Source organism: Leptospira fletcheri, from assembly GCF_004769195.1.
Classification (GTDB): Bacteria; Spirochaetota; Leptospiria; order Leptospirales; family Leptospiraceae; genus Leptospira_B; species Leptospira_B fletcheri.
This window is the reverse complement of record NZ_RQET01000001.1, coordinates 387937-404048: the sequence shown is the minus strand read 5'-3', so window position 1 is coordinate 404048 and position 16112 is coordinate 387937. Positions and strand designations below refer to the sequence as shown.

The 16112-nt window shown below is 49.1% G+C and carries 15 protein-coding genes; 13 read left to right on the top strand and 2 right to left on the bottom strand.

All coding sequences use genetic code 11. The features are described 5' to 3' along the window. Positions 1–3: 3 nt before the first annotated feature. From pyrB to EHO60_RS01685, 11 genes are all read left to right on the top strand, one after another. Positions 4–930 (top strand): aspartate carbamoyltransferase, encoded by a 927-nt coding sequence (gene pyrB / locus EHO60_RS01735; protein ID WP_135766432.1) that lies wholly within the window; start codon positions 4–6, stop codon positions 928–930. 60 nt (positions 931–990) lie between these two features. After that, complete coding sequence (locus EHO60_RS01730; RefSeq protein WP_135766431.1) at positions 991–1350, top strand: DUF2203 domain-containing protein; 360 nt, start codon at positions 991–993, stop codon at positions 1348–1350. A gap of 10 nt (positions 1351–1360) precedes the next feature. Continuing rightward, on the top strand, positions 1361–2587 hold the full coding sequence (locus EHO60_RS01725) for an LL-diaminopimelate aminotransferase (protein ID WP_135766430.1): 1227 nt from the start codon (positions 1361–1363) through the stop codon (positions 2585–2587). A 57-nt stretch (positions 2588–2644) separates the two neighbouring features. Then, positions 2645–3700: an adhesin OmpL37 family surface protein gene (locus EHO60_RS01720; RefSeq protein WP_135766429.1), complete on the top strand. Its 1056-nt coding sequence runs from the start codon at positions 2645–2647 to the stop codon at positions 3698–3700. A gap of 11 nt (positions 3701–3711) precedes the next feature. After that, entirely contained in the window at positions 3712–4380 is a 669-nt protein-coding gene (locus EHO60_RS01715) for a PROCN domain protein (protein ID WP_135766428.1), read from the top strand. 127 nt (positions 4381–4507) lie between these two features. Next, a complete protein-coding gene (locus tag EHO60_RS01710; protein ID WP_135766427.1) occupies positions 4508–5626 on the top strand; it encodes a helix-turn-helix domain-containing protein in 1119 nt (372 codons plus the stop codon). A 219-nt stretch (positions 5627–5845) separates the two neighbouring features. After that, positions 5846–7255 carry a transcription termination factor Rho gene (gene rho, locus EHO60_RS01705; protein ID WP_135766426.1) on the top strand — a complete coding sequence of 470 codons (1410 nt, stop codon included), beginning with the start codon at positions 5846–5848 and terminating at the stop codon, positions 7253–7255. A 22-nt stretch (positions 7256–7277) separates the two neighbouring features. Continuing rightward, positions 7278–7478 (top strand): 50S ribosomal protein L31, encoded by a 201-nt coding sequence (gene rpmE / locus EHO60_RS01700; protein ID WP_135766425.1) that lies wholly within the window; start codon positions 7278–7280, stop codon positions 7476–7478. A 64-nt stretch (positions 7479–7542) separates the two neighbouring features. Beyond that, positions 7543–8340, top strand: a complete 798-nt coding sequence (locus EHO60_RS01695; RefSeq protein WP_135766424.1) for a pentapeptide repeat-containing protein — start codon at positions 7543–7545, stop codon at positions 8338–8340. Further along, on the top strand, positions 8324–8515 hold the full coding sequence (locus tag EHO60_RS01690) for a hypothetical protein (RefSeq protein ID WP_135766423.1): 192 nt from the start codon (positions 8324–8326) through the stop codon (positions 8513–8515). The genes EHO60_RS01695 and EHO60_RS01690 overlap by 17 nt, the downstream gene beginning before the upstream one ends. Positions 8516–8543: 28 nt before the next feature. After that, positions 8544–10424 carry an esterase/lipase family protein gene (locus EHO60_RS01685; protein WP_425460258.1) on the top strand — a complete coding sequence of 627 codons (1881 nt, stop codon included), beginning with the start codon at positions 8544–8546 and terminating at the stop codon, positions 10422–10424. Between the two features lie 57 nt (positions 10425–10481). On the opposite strand, the gene EHO60_RS01680 is transcribed toward EHO60_RS01685, so the two are convergent. Both EHO60_RS01680 and ispG read right to left on the bottom strand, forming a co-directional pair. After that, positions 10482–12143: an alkaline phosphatase family protein gene (locus EHO60_RS01680; RefSeq protein WP_135766422.1), complete on the bottom strand. Its 1662-nt coding sequence runs from the start codon at positions 12141–12143 to the stop codon at positions 10482–10484. A 94-nt stretch (positions 12144–12237) separates the two neighbouring features. Beyond that, positions 12238–14235, bottom strand: a complete 1998-nt coding sequence (gene ispG / locus EHO60_RS01675; protein WP_135766421.1) for a (E)-4-hydroxy-3-methylbut-2-enyl-diphosphate synthase — start codon at positions 14233–14235, stop codon at positions 12238–12240. A 161-nt stretch (positions 14236–14396) separates the two neighbouring features. Between ispG and EHO60_RS01670 the strand changes: the two genes are divergently transcribed. Together EHO60_RS01670 and EHO60_RS01665 are read left to right on the top strand one after the other, a co-directional pair. Then, positions 14397–14714 (top strand): hypothetical protein, encoded by a 318-nt coding sequence (locus EHO60_RS01670; RefSeq protein ID WP_135766420.1) that lies wholly within the window; start codon positions 14397–14399, stop codon positions 14712–14714. 77 nt (positions 14715–14791) lie between these two features. Next, complete coding sequence (locus EHO60_RS01665) at positions 14792–16072, top strand: hypothetical protein (RefSeq protein ID WP_135766419.1); 1281 nt, start codon at positions 14792–14794, stop codon at positions 16070–16072. Positions 16073–16112 lie beyond the last annotated feature (40 nt).

The window sequence follows — 16112 nt, the reverse complement described above, 5'->3', positions numbered from 1 at the left end:
GGAATGGCGTACGATCACAAGAATATTCTAGATACGGAACAATTCTCTAAAGAAGACTTGGATTTTCTAGTGGACCAAACCCGTGAAATGGAACGGTTCATCGAGGCAGGGAAGGCGTTCGGAATTCTGGAAGGAAAATTGCTGGCCTCGCTTTTTTTCGAAGCTTCCACTCGGACCAGACTTTCCTTCGAAGCGGCTATGGAACGTTTGGGAGGGAGAGTGATTTCGACCGTAGGTTTTCAGTTCTCCTCCATCTCGAAAGGAGAAACTCTGTATGACACCATGAAAATGGTGGAAGCTTACGCGGATATCGCCGTGATCCGCCATCCTGTGGAAGGTTCTTCCCGCATTGCCGCAGGAGCGGTGAAAATTCCGGTCATCAACGCCGGCGATGGGGCGGGGCAGCATCCCACCCAGGCACTTCTGGATTTATATACAATCATTTCCGAAAAAGGAAAACTGGACGGTTTGACTCTGGCCTTTATCGGAGATCTAAAATACGGCCGCACCATCCACAGCTTAATCAACCTCCTCCGGCATTATCGGGTGCATCTGTATCTGATTTCTCCGCCCGAGTTGTCTCTGCCGGAGTCCTATAAAAAAGGGCTTTCCGGATTTCCGATCACGTTCGAAGAAAGCGAGGACATTAAGAAGGTCTGGGAATGCGATGTTGCTTACGTGACCCGCATCCAGGAAGAAAGATTTCCGGACCATCGGGAATACGAGAGATTGAAAGAATCCTTCAAGGTGAACAAGGAACTCATACTCGCTTCTAAAAAAGACACCACCATACTGCACCCTCTACCGAGAGTGAACGAACTCTCCACCGACGTAGACGACCTTCCGAATGCCGCGTATTTTCGACAGGCTAAGTACGGAGTGGTGAGTAGGATGACTTTGCTCTGCCTTTCTCTCGGAATAAAGCTTTAGTACGGCGATTTAAGTCGGGAATGTCCTCGTCGGAATTCTAATAGGGAATCGGATTCGTAGATGGAACGTAAAATCTGGACGTACGAAGAAGCCCGTAAAATTCTGCCTTATGTCCGTTCCGTTACGGAAGAATATTATTCTTCCGTAAACGAGCTCCACAGGGAACTCAAGGATGAAATCCTGAGAGAGAACGAGCAGGAAGCCAAAGAGGCGCAATTAGAGGAATTATTGATCGATTGGGCGGAAAAAATCCGCGATCTCGGAGTAGAAGTTAAGGGTTTGTGGCTCGTAGACTTCGACAACGGACGCGGTTATTATTGCTGGCATTTGGGGGAAGAGGATCTTTTGTTCGAGCACGGCTACGACGAAGGCTTTTCCGGAAGGCGGCCTATCCGGGACAACGACGAGGAAAAGGAATAGCGGAAGGATTATGGCGAATATCAATGAAAATTATCTGAAATTAAAAGCAGGATATCTTTTTCCGGAAATCGGAAGGAGAGTGAAAGCCTATTCGGAAAAAAATCCGGGAGCAAAAATCATCCGTCTGGGAATCGGAGACGTTACTCTTCCTTTAGTACCTTCCGTGGTGGAGGCGATGGTTCAGGCTTCCCGGGAAATGGGAACCTCCGAAGGATTTCACGGTTACGGTCCCGAACAGGGGTATTCTTTCCTTTTAAAAGCGATCGCGGAAAACGACTATGCTCCTCTCGGAGTCAAACTGGACGAAAGCGAAATTTTCGTTTCCGACGGATCCAAATGCGATTGCGGAAACATTCAGGAGATCTTCTCCACCGACGCGAAGATCGCGATCGGAGATCCGGTGTATCCCGTTTATGTGGATACGAACGTAATGGCGGGACGTACAGGCGAGGCGGGACCGGACGGACGTTATGCGAATCTGATCTATATGCCTGCGACCAAGGAAAACGGATTTCAACCAGAGTTTCCGAAAGAGCGCCCCGACCTGATTTATCTCTGTTATCCGAATAATCCCACCGGTACGGTCGCGTCCAAAGAGTCTTTGAAGGGTTGGGTGGAATTCGCCAAAAAGAACGGAAGCATCCTATTGTATGATTCCGCATACGAGGCCTACGTATCCGAACCGGGGGTTCCGCGTTCCATTTTCGAAATCGAAGGGGCAAGGGAAGTCGCCATCGAGTTCCGTTCCTTTTCCAAGACGGCCGGTTTTACAGGATTGCGTTGCGCGTACATCGTAATTCCGAAGGAGTTGAAGGGTAGGACCAAAGGAGGGCAGGAAGTCTCCATCGCTTCCCTTTGGAGTCGTCGTCATACTACGAAGTTCAACGGGGTTTCCTACGTGACTCAAAAGGCGGCGGAAGCAGTGTATTCCGCAAAGGGAAAAAAAGAAATCCAGGAAAGTATCGCAATTTATATGTCCAACGCAAAAGCGATCCGGGAAGGATTGCAAAAAGCGGGATATGACGTGTTCGGAGGAGTCAACGCGCCTTACATTTGGTTAAAGGCTCCGGAGGGACTCAGCTCTTGGGATTTCTTCGATCGTCTGCTGGACAAGGCACAGGTGGTCGGGACCCCGGGATCCGGTTTCGGACCGGCGGGAGAAGGGTATTTCAGGCTTTCGGCCTTCGGTAAAAAGGAAGACGTTGCGGAAGCGATCCGTCGGATCTCTTCGCTTTGACCCAAAAAAAGTAGGCAATTTTTTCGTTCTAACCGATAGTCTAGGTGGAAGTACGCCATGGGTCCGAATCGTTTTAGAATCTTTGCCATCTTATTTACCGTCTTCGTCGTCGGCGGATTGTCCGATCGGGTCTTAGGGGTTTCCCCGGATCAGACCAATTTGGCCATTCTGATCGACGAGAATAAGCTGAATTTGAAATTCATCAATATCTGCGCGAGCAATCTTTCCCCTCCTATGAGCGAAGAGAAAGGGGTGAAACCGCAAGCGAATACTCCTACTGCCGCTGAGAACGCTCAAACCGGGCAAAAGCCCGCGGGGTCCACACCGATAGGAGAGGAAGAACTTTATAAAAAACTGAACATGTTGGACAATTACCGTTCTTTCAAAAAATCCAACCAAGCGGACTTTAACGGAAATATGTGGTATTTCCAGGGGAATTATAGCCTTTCCTACAGGAATTTGAAATCCGCTCAGGCGGAAATGAAAGATCTCTTCCAGGTGGTGCATGAGAATTATGTACGTTCGGCGCGGATTCTGCTGGAAGCTGCTTCCCCATTGATCATCCGTTCCAACGATAAAATCGCGCAGCACCTCTTAAAATTGGGCTTCCGGGATTTGAAATCCTCAGAGGATAGTTTTACTTCCGCTTATAACTCCTCTCCGTACCAATACAGGGTCAAGTTGGTACTCCACGGAGAAGGAATCAAGGTAGCGAGAAGGGCAAAGAGATTCGCCATCCTCGCAATGATCTCGGCTAAGACTCCGAACGACGATAAATCCGAATATCGTTTCGTCAATTTGGACGAGATGAGAAACGCCGCGGAAAAAGAGAATATCTCCGATTACGATCGGATCCGAAATACTTTGATCGATTATATCGATAACGAGCTGATCAGCCAAAAGGTGGCTCCTCCGGGGGAAGTCAAAACCAATCCGATCGACTTGTTGGAGACCCACGACGATAATTACAGTTTTATCACCAATGGACGGGTTTCCTTTTTGGAAAAGAGCAACGAGGAAATCCGTCTGGACGATATGAATCGTAAGGAAGCTCTTCCTCCGATTCCATCCTCCGATTCGAATGCCGGCCCGGCTTCGAATTCCGGAAAGTAACAGGATTCGTTATGGATCTGCCGACTCCCGCGGAGATCCGTTCCTTAAGGAGCGGGCGGAGATTCCTGAAATGGACCGCGTGGACCGTCGGGATCGCTATGGCATTCCTCGTTTGGGGTAGGATCGAATCCAACCAATCCCTGACGTTTCGGGAGAGAAAAAAGAACGTAGATTCTAAGGTCCGAGTCCTCCGAGAAATGAGACGTTCCTTCGCTTCCTCCGAATTGGACAAAGACATGGACAAACTGGAAAATTTCGTATCGGATCTGGAGGCAGCTTCCAAGGTCGGTTCCGCCCAGGAACGAACGGAAGCGTTAGTCAACTTAGAAAGAAATCTACCCGAAATTTTAAAGCGCTGGTCCGAATTTACGGAAGTTTCCTCGGACAAATTATTGCAGTACGTGGTTCGGGAAAGCCAGCTTTCTAAAATGGATTCGGAAGAAAGGCATCCGTTAAAAGCGAAAGAGAAGGAATTTGCACAGAATTATTTTCGGATGGCCAAAGAGGAATGGCTGGCCGGGAACAAGTTCCGCAGAGACGGAAATCATCTCTACTCTCTGGTACTTTATAAACGTTCCTTAAAATATTCCCTTTCCTGTCTCAAGACTTCCAAGCTTCCCTATCCGGAAGAATACAAAAAAGCGGGCGATCGTCTTTTGGGACAAAACTCTCCTCGATAGATTCCAGCGCGAAAATTTTTCTCCGAAGAAAAAAACTCCTTTCAAGAAGAAAAAAAAGGGAAGAATTTTACCGGTAAATCGGGAATAGAAGTCATTTCAGGGAAACTCTTTTTCCCGAAATCCGCTGATGAAAATCGAAGGTCTCTACAAACATTTTCTGTACACTCCGACCGGGTTTCTTCCGGTCTGGGAGGAAGGCTCCGGATTGCTCGGACTTCTTCCCAAAGAAAGAGTGCTTATGGAGTTGGCGGATCTTAGCGTTGCGGATCGGGAGTTCACTCGCATTCCCGAGGACTATCTGGTCCGGGAAATTCCGGAAAGCCTACTCGGTTATTTTCAAAAGCAAAGGACCATTCCCATTCTGAATTCCTTCGGAGAAAAAAAGGACGAGTGGGACAAACCCCGTTTGATGGCGGAGTTAAGCCGTTCTTCTTGGGTGGTAGAGCAGGAGGAAAAACGGACTTCTTCTCCTGAAAATTCCGCGGAGGATCGTGCTAAGCAAAGCCAATGGTTTACAGAAGTGATCCTTCAGAATTTTCCCGACGGACTTTTGGCCACAGACCTGGACGGACATACCGTTTTTTATAACGAAACGTTCGAATCGGAAGTGCTTCCCCGGAAATGGTTCCGGGACAGTATTCTCCAGGCGGAAAAACTTCTGAAGGAAATGTCCAAGGATTTATTGGGAAATTATCTTAAGGCCCACGAACTCCGATTGGACGAGGGTAAAATTTCCGTCCAAACTTTCGTAGCGGATCTGGAGTGTCTCGTCCGTGTTTCCGTTTTGAGACAAAAGGGGAAACCTCTCGGATACCTGTATCATTTTTCTCCGGTAGGCACGAAACTCAGCGGGGCGGACGGAGAAGGATCGGAATTTCCTTCGGTGACGGAGGCCTTCAGCCAAAAACTTCCTTTGGAAACGATGTTAAAGGAAGTGGAAGGAAGCTATATTTATCATACCTTAAAAAGGAACCAGGAAAACGTATCCCACGCGGCCTTAGACCTCGGCGTCCCCCGAACCACATTGCAGAATCGAATCAAGTTTTTGGATCTGGGCAGTCGATTTAAGTTGAGTAAGGATCAACCGATTCCTAGAAAGAAAGCGGGAAAACCCGCTCCTCCGAAAAAACCGCAGCCTGCCCCGAAAGCGGTCTTACAGGAACCGAAGTCCAAATCCGGTTCCAAGAAAAGGGCCCCGAATCCTAAGAAGAAAAGTGCTTCCAAAAAAAAGACCAAGGGAAAATAATTTCATTGACACGGCGGGACAAAAGGGAATTCTCCAGAAAGAGAGCTGACCTTCGTTCCTTTCTCAGAGTCTATCCCCATATAGAAAGTAGATGGGTTTTCGGAGCGAATTTAAATCCGATCATTGCGGATCCTCTAAAATAACCCGCTCTTAACCTTAAAAATAAATCTGAAAGGCGTAGCTCCTTACACCTTTAATAAAAAATCTAACGGTATCCTGATGGCTAACCCAAGACGAGATTCCAAGCCCAAAATCAATCTAGACAACCAAAACGAATCCAACGAAGACGAACCGAATTTTCCGGAAGACGATCCGGAAACCGCAGAGATCCGAGCCCGCAAACGTCGTAGAGGGGCTTATGACGGACCGAGTCCGGCGCCTATAGATTTGGTCGCTTTAAAAAAGACTTCCATCAACGAACTCATCGAAGTGGCCAAGAATTTGGGCGTGGAAAACACGGGAGGCTTGAAAAAGCAGAACCTGATTTTCGCCATTCTCCAAGCCCAGGCCGAGCGGGAAGGACAAGTGCATGCTGCTGGGGTCATGGAACGACTCCCAGACGGTTATGGGTTTTTACGCTCTCCCGATTATAATTATGTTCCCGGTCCGGACGATATTTATGTTTCTCCCTCTCAGATCAAACTTTTCGGTCTTCGGACAGGAGATACGGTAGAAGGGCAGATCCGTCCCCCGAAAGAATCCGAACGGTTCTTTGCTATGCTTAGAGTGGAGACTGTCAACGGCTACACTCCCGACGTGGCGAGCAAGCGGGCTCTCTTTGATAACCTGACTCCTCTCTATCCGAATGAAAGACTGCGTATGGAGCACGATCCTTCCCAGTTGGATACCAGGATCGTGGATCTGATGTGTCCGATCGGAAAAGGACAGAGGGCCTTGATCGTGGCTCCTCCTCGTACGGGGAAAACCATTCTCATGCAAAACGTGGCGAATGCCATCACCCGCAATCATCCGGAAGTGACTCTGATCGTTCTATTGATCGACGAGCGACCGGAAGAGGTGACGGACATGGCCAGAAACGTAAGGGGCGAAGTGGTTAGTTCCACTTTCGACGAACCTGCGACTCGGCACGTCCAAGTGGCGGAAATGGTCATCGAAAAGGCAAAACGCCTCGTGGAACATGGACGGGATGTTGTGATCCTATTGGATTCCATTACCCGTTTGGCCCGAGCCTACAACCAGGTGATTCCTACGTCCGGAAAGATTCTCTCCGGTGGGGTGGATTCCAATGCCCTTCACAAACCAAAGAGATTCTTCGGGGCTGCCAGAAACATAGAGGAAGGCGGTTCCTTAACCATCATCGCCACCGCGCTCGTGGATACCGGTTCTAAAATGGACGAAGTGATTTTCGAAGAGTTCAAGGGAACCGGTAATATGGAGATCCATCTGGACAGAAAACTTTCCGACAAACGGATTTTCCCCGCCATAGACATCAACAAATCCGGAACTCGGAAAGAGGAACTCTTGCTTCCTAAAGAGATCCTGCAGAAAGTATTCGTACTTAGAAAAGTGCTTTCTCCCATGAGCATCACGGAAAGCATGGAATTATTGCTGGAAAAAATGAGGCAGTCGAAGACGAACGAAGCCTTTTTGGCCAGCATGAACACCTAATTACAGGGGACTGGAGGAAATTATGAAAACGGACATTCATCCAAAATACGCAGACGCCAAGATCCGCTGTGCCTGTGGAACGGTGTACGAGACCCGTACCACAGTCGGTGACATCCATGTGGAGATTTGCTCCGCGTGTCACCCATACTTTACCGGTAAATCCAAGGTTCTCGATACCGCGGGCCGCGTAGACAAATTCAAGAAAAAATATAAAATGAAGTAAACGTCCGGATTTCCCGGATCGGTTCCGTGTTTTTCCAGTCTAAGCTATTGCCGGAGGCGCATTCATGAAGGTAATGGATTTCGACAGATATAAGGAAATCAACGACCAGAGATTGAATTACCGTGAAATGGAGGACGCCACCGTCGTCTCCAACTACCGAAACGTAGGTTGCGGCGACGGTTACAGAATCTATCTCAAGATCGGTTCCGATCGGATCGTGTCCGACGCGAGTTACACCACGACCGGTTGCGGTTTTGGAATCGTGGCTCTGGCCATGGCCACGGAGATCGCCAAGGGAAAATCCATAGACGAACTCAAGAAAATCACTCCCGAGGATGTGGAGAGATTGTTCGAGTTTCCGGAAAGAAGAAAGAATTATCCGGACTCGGCGGTGGCGGCGCTCCAGCAGGCGATCCGGGATTTCGAATCCGGTTCGGGAATTCCGAAAGAAAGAAGAATCACGGCTTCCAAAGCGAAGGAACTCCTGCAAACCAATGGAACTCTGAAAGGAGAGGACCTTTCCTCCATCATCCTGGAAAAAGAAGACCTCCACGGAGTGGATTTTTCCGGAGCCAATCTGAATAACGCATTCCTGACCAACTGCAATTTCGAAGGGGCGAACTTCGAAGGCGCCCGTTTGAGAGGCGCCTTTTTGAATTCCACCAATCTGAAGGGAGCCAACCTAAAGGGAGCCGACTTGAGATGGGCCAAACTCGCCGGCGCGAAAATCGAAGGGGCGGACTTTACCGACGCGGTCTACGACATCGGCACCCGCGTGGACCAAACCCAAATTCATATCTTTTCCAAAATGAAGAAAGAAGGAAAGGACGTTTACATGGAGAAAGATGAAATCGGGAGATAAGGTCAAGCTGACCAAGAGGAGCTTTCTTCTGAAAGGCGTTATCGTCTTGACCGGGGCTCAGGTGGAAATCCAGGAGATCGACGGAGACAAGGTTGTAGTTCTATACAACGATAGGGAAGGATACCCGCATACGATCTCCGACCTGAGCCTGTCCGATCTGGCTCCTTTGGATTAAAAGCGGTCGGGTTTTAGGAGTCGCCGTTTTGGTAAAACGGAGTTTCCGCCCCTCCTTCCTGCTGTTTCTACTCCTTCTATTTGTGGCGATCCATTGCGCCACCTATTCCAAGAAGACTTATTCCAAATACGAACAGGAAAACTTGGTTCGATTGAATGCGGTAAACCACGAAGGTTTGAGCGAACTCACGAAGCAATTTCTGAAAAGTAACGATCTTTACGAAAGTTATTCCGAATATCCCAGGTTGGTCATTTACGATCTGGACAACCGCCTAACCGCGACTAAGTCGCGTAATCTTGCCTATTATCTGGCCGAACTTTGTTACCATTCAGGAACTTCCCTCGATCCGGAAGATCCGATGTTTTCGCGAATGTTCGCGTCCGCATTGGTGTATTCGTATACGTATCTGTTCGATTCCAATGCGGAGCCTTCCGAGCCGGACCCATTCGCCATGGAATTCAGATTCGCATTGGACACCTACAATCGTTCTCTCGCACAGCTTGTCCGTTTTGCAAAGAGAAATCGGAAATTGGCAAGAGTGACCGATCTGAACGTCCATTTGGTTCGCGGAACATTGACGATGACGGATGTCAAAGTGGAGACCGCCTGGACCCCAAAGAGTTTTTTGCAGGTAGAAGTGGCGTGGGACTACAAGGTCTCGGGTTTTTCCAACCATATCCGAAGGGAAGGGATCGGAGCTCCGCTGATTTTGGTGCGGAAGTATCCCGAATTGGAACCGGCGGAAAGAAGAAAATACGAATTCGTGGGCGGAGTTGGACAAGCCTATCCCGGTACCGCGTTCCTGAGTCTGGAGGAATCCTATCTCGAAAATCGGAGCCTGGAGTTGAAGGCGACGATCCATCTTTACGATCCGGTCTATCGGAATCGCATCGAGTTTTCCGGCTTGGATCTTCCAATGGAAAGCGATACCACGACTCCTTTGGCGTATATGCTTTCGGCCGCTCAAAAGAAGGACGGTTTTTTATCCGCCTTCGACGGGGAAGCAGGCCGAGAAAAGCGCGGGTTGTATTTCGTTTATCCGTACCGTCACGATAAGATTCCGGTCGTCTTCGTGCACGGATTGGCTTCTTCTCCCTTCGTTTGGTTTCCGATGATAAACGAACTGCTCGCGGACCCGGAGATCAACGGTAAATACCAATTTTGGGTTTACTGGTATCCGACGAGTAATCCGATTCCGGTTTCGGGTGCGGAATTCAGGGAAACGTTATACGATCTTCGAAAAGTCTATGATCCGAAATCCGAACATGCCGCCTTCGATAAGATGGTCTTAGTCGGTCATAGCATGGGGGGAATCCTCGCGAAGCTGATGGTAATTCGGAGTAGGAAGGAGGAATGGTTGCGGGAACTGAAAGTGGTTCCTGCCGTTTGGACCGCCGCTCCGACGGATTTGAAAAAACAGGTAGCAAGACTTTTCGACTACGATCCGGTGCATTTTGTGAGAAGGGTGATTTTTATCGCGACCCCGCACAGAGGTTCCTCCTTGGCGGAAGGATTCTTGGGAACGGTCGCTCGGCTTCTATTCGTTTTACCGAAAGGGGTCGCCGACAATTTGGGGAAAGCGGTTCGATTCCTGACTATGGACAAAAATCAGGATGATTTCGTTTCCGAAAAATACGGCGTCGACAGTCTTTCTCCGCAGAGCGTTTTTATGAAAGTGACTGCGGAGAAAATCCCTGCGGTAAAATTCCATTCCATCATCGGAAATTCCAGGCTACGGGATTTGGATTGGATCAACGACTCCGTAGTTTCTTATGACAGTTCTCATCTGGACGGGGCAGAATCGGAATTGCTCGTCCCTTCGGAACATTCCGTTCAAAGTCATATCCCCACATTTTTGGAAGTGAAGCGGATCTTAAAGGAATACGGCGGGCCGGAATCTAAAAATTGAAATCTGTGTCCGTCCCTTCCTTTCGTAAAAAAGGAAGGGACAAAGAGTCAAGCAATATCAATCCAGTGGTAGGATTTCTCCATCCAACTTTTCGCTCGGCCGGATCCCCAGATATTTTGCCAGAGTAGGGGCGATATCCGCAACCCTGGCCGGCTTCAGGATTTTCTTGGCGGACCAGGGACCTAAGAACAGAATCGGAACTTTACGATCGTAATCGTGAGGGCTTCCGTGGTGGACCAGGTATTCGAATTTATCCGTATCGCCTACGACGGTGAACGGCTTGAATGCCACAAGAATGTCTCCGGATCGACCCGGCACATAACTCAATTTCAATCTCTCTTTGATGGAAAATTGTCCCGGATCGGTTTGGGTAGGGAGATTCGTTTTTTGAATTTCTTCTCCCGAGTACGCCTCTAGGACTCCCGGCATGGTTTTCAGAGTTTCGAGAGAAACCTCGAGCAACTTTTCCTTGGAAACTCCGGCTTTTTTCAGATCGTACGCGGGACGGATATAGATCTGGGAAGGATCCCGTATCTTCCAGAACAGCTCAGCCTGTCCCGTTTTCAATTTTGCGGAGACTTCGCGAACGAATTTTCTCCTCCAAACATCCGGATCGATCCGGCTTGCGTCCTTTCCGGATTCCATTAGGCGCTCCGCTAAGTCGGGAGCTCCGTGATCCGCAGTGAGTACGATCCAAGCGCCCGGATGCGAGTTTCGGATCTTTTCGATAAAAGTTCCGAGGATTTCGTCCAGATGAAGCAATTGGTCCCGCATTTCGGGGCCTTGGTTTCCGAAACCGTGGCCGATATAGTCGGTGGCGGACAAACCGATCGCGATGAGATCCGTGGTTTCTCCTTCTCCGAGTTTTTCCTCTTCTATCAGCCGAGTCGCGCCTTCCAGAATCGCATCGTCGAAAAACGGAGTGGCTCTGTATCTCAGATACAGGCTCTTATCCAGAGCGGCCCCCGCTTTGTGGATCGCTTTGTTGTTTCCGGTGTACAACGAATAGGTGCCGACCTGATATTTGCCCGCGTTGAAATTCCGCTGGGCGGGAAGTTTCCAATTGATGTCCTCGGAGAATTTACTTAAAACTTTTTTGTTATAGTTCGTCAGCCAATCCGGTAACTGTTTTCCGTAATACGTGGAGGTCGTAAACGTAAAGGTCTCCTCGTCGAACCAATAGGCGCCTGCGGGTTTGGCCCCGCCCATCAGCACAGCCGCTCTGTCTTTTCCCGAAAAAGTGAAAGCTCTCGAATTCGGTACCTGTGATTGGAGCCAGTCTCCCAGAGCGGTTCCGGCGAAATGTTTCGGACTCGCGCCGTTCCCCTTTTTTTTGGATTCCAAAAGGTCGGTTTCCTTGTCCGTGACGCAATAGATCTCCTCTCCCGTTTCCGGATCGGACCAGCTATTCTGGGTAATCTTCGTGTTTGCCGGGAACCTTCCCGAAAGGATGACGGAATGCCCCGGACCCGTTTCCGTAAATCCGTGCGCGTGGTACGCGTTCGTAAAATATACGCCTTCTTCCTGGAGTGTCTTAAAACCTCGGGTAAATTCCCCTCCCCAGGTTTTCATCGATTTGGATTCGATTAGATTTCCTGCAAGTTGGTCCACAGAGACGACCACAATCAATTTCGGTCGTCCGGAAGAGGGTGCGGAAAATACGGAACCGACGGCGATCATCGCCGCCAAAAAGAATAAGATCGATCTGAGTCGTCGCATGCTCAGAGACTAAACGGGACTTCTTGCCGGAAAAGAACTTTTTCCGTTCGAGACGTTCGGGAACCGAATCAATTCGGTTACAATTTAGATTCGATCAGAAGGTCTCCAAGGATTCCCGTTCCACCCACATTCCGGATGATTTGATCAATTCCACCAATTTTTCATCCGCTTCCTCGTAAGGCACGTTCTTAAGAACGATCTCCTTACCTCTATATAGATGCACTTTTCCCGGACCTGCTCCCACATAACCGAAATCGGCGTCGGCCATTTCTCCGGGGCCGTTCACGATACAGCCCATGACGGCAATCTTGACCCCTTTGAGGTGTCCCGTCCTCTCCTTGATTCTGGCCGTGGTGGATTGCAGATCGAATAGAGTTCTTCCGCAGGAAGGGCAGGAAATATATTCGGTTTTCGTTAACCTTAATCGAGTTGCCTGGAGAAGGTCGAATCCGAGTTGCAAGACGGTTTCCGGCTCCGCAGAGGGGACTCGGATCCGAAGAATGTCGCCGATCCCGTCCGTCAAGAGTCCTCCGATGCCGATGGAAGCTTCGTAAAGCGCAGTTTCTTCGTCCTGGAATTCCCCGTTTAAAACGATAGGATAGTCCCAGTCGCTCAGTATTTTGGCAAGTTTCCGGTAATCATGGAGGATATGCGAAGAGTGCAAGGAGAAGGCGACGGATTCGATTCCGTTCGATTGCAGCATTTCCGGTAGTCCTTTGAGGCTTTCGATCTGATAGGACTGGACTCGGAGCTCCGTCATTCCCCTTCCTTCCCTGGTTTTTAGGAAATCCATGAGCAAGTCGCCGTTTTGGAAATGGTGGAAGGGATCGACTACCACCTTCGCAAACGGTTTCAGATCTTCCGTATCGTCCGCGTATAATAGTTCGTTTCGTTCCACCAAAACTCCGACGGGAATCGGAGAGCTCCCTGCGCTCTCTATCAATTCTTCTCTCAGAGCCGGATCGTCCGGAAAAGGAACGGAGACGAGTTCCACATCCAAGGATAGGGCTTTTGCGAAATTTCTTAAGTTTGCGAGAGAGGAGTTGAAGTCCGAAGAGGAAGAGAACGGGAGAACTGTTTCCACCCGTACGGGATGGGTTTCCCCGATCAGAACGTTCGCAATGTTTACGGGGCGACTGTAAAATCTCTGGTACGTATAAGGATTTCGGAATTCGGAATAGGAGATTCCGTCCGCTTCCGGCGGGATCTTGGAGTTGAATTTGTCCGCCAATAATCTCGCTACCGGAATTTCGTGGATCGGGTCCTCCGTCAAAGAGACTCGGATCGTATCTCCGAGTCCGTCTTCCAAAAGGGAACCGATCCCGATCGCGGATTTGATTCTTCCGTCCTTACCGTCGCCCGCTTCGGTAACTCCTAGGTGAAGAGGGTAATCCATCTGGAGTTCCAAAAATCTGCTGCAAAGTAGTCTGTAGGCTTGGATCATCACCTGAGGATTCGACGCTTTCATGCTGACTATGATGTCCTTATAGCCTATGCTTTCCGCGATGCGTATGAATTCCAGCGCGGATTCCACCATACCCAGCGGAGTATCGCCGTACCTGTTCATAATCCGATCGGAAAGGGATCCGTGGTTGGTCCCTATCCTCATGGACACACCTAATTCCTTGCAGCGGGAAACCAAAGGTAAAAACACTTCGGAGATCCTTTCGAGTTCCTCTTTGTATTCCGCATCGGAATAATCCCTGACGGCGAATTTCTTTTTGTCTGCGAAGTTTCCGGGATTGACGCGGACTTTCTCGACCCATTCCACGGATTTCAGAGCGACGCTGGGAGTAAAATGAATATCCGCCACCAAAGGAACCTTACTTCCGAGTCGCTTTAATTCTTTTCTAATATTCGGAAGATTGTCCGCGTCCGGTTGGGAAGGAACCGTCAAACGTACGATTTCACAACCGATCCTTTCCAATTCCAGGATTTGTCTAACGGAGTTTTCCGTGTCACGGGTATCGGCGGTGATCATGGACTGTATCCGAATCGGATTGTTTCCTCCTATGCCTATGTCTCCCACTTTCACTTCCCTGGTGCGTCGGCGTTTATAGGAAAACGGAGAATGGTTGTATCGGAAATTCATTGGATAGGGGTCTCAGATAACACCCTGGAATGTCTCGGAACTTCTGTCATGTAGGATTTTGAGAGAAAAAATCCCCCGACGGATTTGAGATCGAGGGGGAGGGCGGCCGATATTTTATCTGTCGGCAGCCGCTATTCGCGAAAGAGGCCGGTTTTGGAAGCATGGTTTTTCAAGATAAGAAAGGGAACGAAGAAGAAAGGGTCTATAGAATCCGACTCACAGTCGCGATCTATCGGAATAATATCCTATCCTATAAAAACGATATCGTAGTTCCTTCGATCTATCGCAGAAGGAATGAGGCTAGGTCCCATATCCGAAAGGAAGTCACGGACAGGCTGACACACTCCTCTTTTTTCCGTTCCCCCCGGCCGGACTACGACTTGGTCCGTTATTCGGAAGAAGCAAGTTGCAATACTTTCCTCAGATACAGGATCGTAAGTGCCAGTTTCAGCGGGGAAGAAATTTCCAAAACCGCCTAATCCTAGAACAGTCTCTTCTTCTTAATTGTCTTGAAGTCTGACCCGGAACGGGAAAAACTTGACCGCAAATCCGTTTTATGGAAACGAAAAAGGTTATAGAGAGGAATGCGGAAGGCGAAGTCGTTCTGACCGCTTACGGGGAATTTCTCAGCTACTTTCACGCTCATATCCAATTGTTCGGGGGCATCGTTTCCCAGAAGAAAATTTCACCCAAAGAACAAGAAGCCTTAAAAGGCAAAATCAGATCCTATATCGTAGGCAATATCCAAAAGACGGATCATTTCTTCGATCAGCTTCCGCAGTTCGCTCAATTCCTGGGGATGAGTACCCAGGACCTCTCCGCGTACATGAATCGGAATTTTTTAGGGACCCTGAATAAGGTCAAAACGAAGTTGATCGAGCAGGAGTCCTCCGCAGAGCAGAATCCGAAAAAGAAAAAGTTCGGACGAATCACCGACGAAATCATAGAAGGACTCGGATTTATGCTCCCGAAAGGGCATCGGTTCGAGCAAGAGGAAGGATTCCTCTATCTCGTGGATCTTGCCACAGGAAAGAAAACCGAAGCGTTAGGGATTGCGGAGGTCGCGAGGGAAGGAGCAAAGGCAGCCGTAGCGGAAGCCAAACCGGTAGCCGCGCCTGTGAGAAGAGGTCCTGAGACTCCGATATTAAAGGAGATCCTTTCCAAATACGGAGACGTTTTCGTGGGAACCCCCATCGTGCTGAAGAAGGAAGAGTTGGAAGAGGAGGACATTCCGATGCCGGCCAATTCCAACGAAATTCTCTCCGATGTGGACGACCTAAATTTCGAAGGTGGGTTTGCGTTCGAAGAGGATTCTCCCGCTCCTATGGAAGAGCCAGTAATCATCGCATTTTCCCGTTATATGGAACAGGTGAACAAGGTCCGGACCTACCAAAAAGCAGGCCAACTGGAAGAATACAAACGATGGGTCAGCACTCTTCCCGTAGAAGAAAACGCTCTGGTGCAATTGCAGTCTTTCCTGTCGAAGGAATCCAAAGGGGAAGTAGTGGACTGGACGGGAGTTCTTTCCCAACTGAGCGGAAGAATCGGCCTTTCCGATGTTAGATTGAGAAAGGTTTTGGAATTGGGCCGGGATTTTTTCCGGATTCGGAGCCAATTGGAATCTTCCTGGAATCGAGCCAGAACGGCTAGCCCTGTAGTTTCGGAATTAGTAAAGAGAGCCTGGCCGCATATTCTCAAGGTCATGGACGAATATCCGGACATGGGCCAGTTAAAATCCAAGATGGACCAATTACTTTCCAGAATCCCGGATATAAGTCAGAGAAAGATCGTTTCGGACCTATTTTTTTCCCCCGTATTCTCCCTCCGGAAGAATTAGAAAATTCAAATACGATTGCCGCTTTTATCGCGGGAAATCT